This window comes from Novosphingobium clariflavum (genome assembly GCF_026420865.1).
Lineage (GTDB): Bacteria > Pseudomonadota > Alphaproteobacteria > Sphingomonadales > Sphingomonadaceae > Novosphingobium > Novosphingobium clariflavum.
Map to the genome: position 1 here is coordinate 1 of NZ_JAPCWC010000063.1, position 2,827 is coordinate 2,827.

2 protein-coding genes are annotated in these 2,827 nt (G+C 62.8%); both read right to left on the reverse strand.

Annotated elements, in window-relative coordinates:
• Positions 1 to 415: 415 nt before the first annotated feature.
• Positions 416 to 1,387, reverse strand: coding sequence for a copper resistance protein B (locus OKA11_RS24150; protein WP_267225132.1), 972 nt, complete (start codon positions 1,385 to 1,387; stop codon positions 416 to 418).
• Positions 1,387 to 2,827, reverse strand: a 1,441-nt coding sequence (locus tag OKA11_RS24155; protein ID WP_267225133.1) for a copper resistance system multicopper oxidase, incomplete at its 5' end; no start/stop codon positions are given. The genes OKA11_RS24150 and OKA11_RS24155, both read right to left, overlap by 1 nt.

Here is a 2,827-nt window from a genome sequence, read left to right on the forward strand (position 1 = left end):
CGTGGCCGAATATTGCTCCGCCGTTCTCACGCTCGTGGAGGAAATCTAAGGGGTCACGTCAACGAGGCACCGTATATTGCCCCGGATATCCATCCGAACATTGCGCAGTTCTATCGCAAGAAAGTTGAGCGACTGTCTGAAGCGCTTCATCACCCCTCTGAACGAGACGAGGCCGCCCGCGCCATTCGCGGCCTGATCGAGCGGGTCACGCTGTTTCCCGGAGCAAAACCTGGTGAGATGACTGCCACGCTTCATGGTGAGTTCGGGGCTATTATGGAATGGGCATCGCAGCACGAAACCGCCGCAAACAACTGCGGATCCGGATCCATTTGTGCGCCGATGTCGGTATCGGTGGTTGCGGGGGATCGCAACCATTACAAAGTGGGCTCATTCCTGTACGATATCGAAGCCGCTATCAGAACATCGCGCGCACACCGAAGACTGCCGAGACACCGGACACACCCTCACCCGAAGCGCGTGCTAGATTTGCCGTTCCGCCAAGCTTGCGCTCCCAATTGACGCCCACATAAGGCGCCAGCGATCGGTTACGCTCGTACCGAAGACGTGCACCCAGTTCGAGGCGCTCGAAGCCTGCCCCGACGTTCAGTGTCGGTACGTCCTGAAAGGCAAAATCCACCTCGACCTCAGGCTCGAGCACCAGTGACTGGGTGATGCGCTGGGTATAGCCCGCCTTGCCGCGCGCATGAATGTCGCCCTTGTTCGAGACGAGCAACTGGCCTTGCAATTCGAACCAGTACGGCGCCAGTCCCTCGATGCCGATCAGCGCGTAAGTGCGCTGCGGATCGGGCCGGAAATCCTGCCGCATGCCAAGCTGGAGATTGAACCACGGGTCCAGCGCGTGGCGCCAGTAGGCACCCAGTTCGATACGCTCGGCCCGCTCGCCGAATGTGCCCTCCCCCTCGCTGGCGAGCACGATCCTGTCGATATCGCCGCCGTACCACGCCTGTCCCTCCCAGCCGAAGCCGTCGCCGCTTTTGCCGGTGCGAAATTCCAGCTGGTCGACCTGAAGCGCAAAGGTGTTGAACTTCATCTCCTTCAGCATCGCCGCGCGCGAGGCCGCCATGCGGTCCGCCGCGAAAAAGCGTTCGGCAGGAAAGTCTGTCGGCACCGGCGGCGGCAAGGCATCGCCCGGTTCATCGGAGACGGTGCCTGCGGGCATGGCGTGGGCTGAGTGATCCATGCCCTTCATGTCCGGCGCGCTCATATCCATGCCGGACATGTCCATCTGCGAATGGTCCATGCTGCCATGGTCCATCCCGGCATGTTCGTCGGCCTGCGGCAGTGTGGAGCCGGTCTCTTGTGCCTGCACGGCCAAAGGGGAAGTCGCCAGCAGCAGCGAGGTGAGGACCGGGAAGAGCCGAGCCATCAGGCTTCTCCTTCCCTGCGCACCGTCACCACGCGCATCATCCCCGCATGCATGTGCAGCAGCATGTGGCAGTGGAAGGCCCAGTCGCCTTCGCCATCGGCGGTAAGATCGAACGAGGCCTTGCCGCCCGGCAGCACATTGACGGTGTGCTTGCGCGCGCGGTTCCCCGGTTCTCCACTGACCAGTTCGAAGAAATGGCCATGGATGTGGATCGGATGCGGCATCATCGTGTCGTTGATGAGATTCACGCGCACGCGCTCGCCCAGACGGAAAGGGATCGGTGCCGGGTTTTCCGACATCGTCTCACCGTCCATACTCCACATATAGCGTTCCATTGCCGCCGTCAGATGCACGTCGATCTGACGGCTCGGCACGCGCGGATCGGGATCCGGATCACGCGAGCGCAAGTCCGCGTAAGTCAGAACGCGGTGGTCGACGGCTTCCAGCCCAGTCGGCCGGTCGGCCAGACGATCCACCGGCATCGGCGAGAGCGTGGCGACGCCCGGCCCCATCTTCACGCCCGGCGCAACGGAAGGATCCCGCATCGACATCGAATGGCCGCTCATGGAACTGTTGGCCGGCTTGCTGAGGTCGATCACGCCACCCTCCCCCATGTCCATGCCGTCCATGTCCATGCCCATGTCGCGCATGGTGAGCACAGGCCGTTCACGCAGCTTCGGCGTTTCGCCAACGAGGCCCGGACGCTGGGCCAGTGTAGCGCGCACAAGCCCGGAGCGGTCGATAGCCTCGGCGATCACGCCGTAGCTCTCCGCCGCGCCGGGCTCGACGATGAAGTCGTAGGTCTCGGCAATCGCGATCTGCACTTCGTCTGTCTCGACCGGTTGCACGGGATTGCCATCCGCTGCCACCACGGTCAGCGGCAGACCGGGAATGCGGAAGTTGAAGTTGGTCATCGACGAGGCATTGATGACACGCAGGCGCACTTTCTCGCCCGGAGCAAAAAGTCCGGTCCAGTTCTCGGCATTGCCGTGGCCATTGACGAGGAAGCTGTAAGTCGATCCGGTCACGTCCGAGATATCGGTCGCGTCCATGCGCATCTGCCCCCAGGCGAGGCGGTCGGCCACCGACTGGTCCTTGCCCGCCAACAGCCCCGCAAGCGTCTGGCGCTGCCGGTTGAAGTAACCACCCATCATCTTCAGGCGCCGCATCTGCTCATGCGGATGGATCGGGCTCCAGTCCGAAAGAACCAGCACATGCTCGCGGTCGCAGGCGATAGGGTCGGGGCCGGCGGGGTCGATCACGATCGGACCGAACAGCCCTTCCGCCTCCTGCATGCCTGAATGCGAGTGATACCAGAAGGTTCCCGAGTGAGTGAGCGGGAACTCGTAGACGAACGTCTCACCCGGATCGATGCCCGGGAAGCTGACGCCCGGCACGCCGTCCATCTGGAACGGCACCAGCAATCCGTGCCAGTGAATC

What these genes read in the sequence shown, in the direction of transcription:
- OKA11_RS24150 (WP_267225132.1), bottom strand. Translation starts at nt 1,387, where the DNA reads ATGGCTCGGCTCTTCCCGGTCCTCACCTCGCTGCTGCTGGCGACTTCC.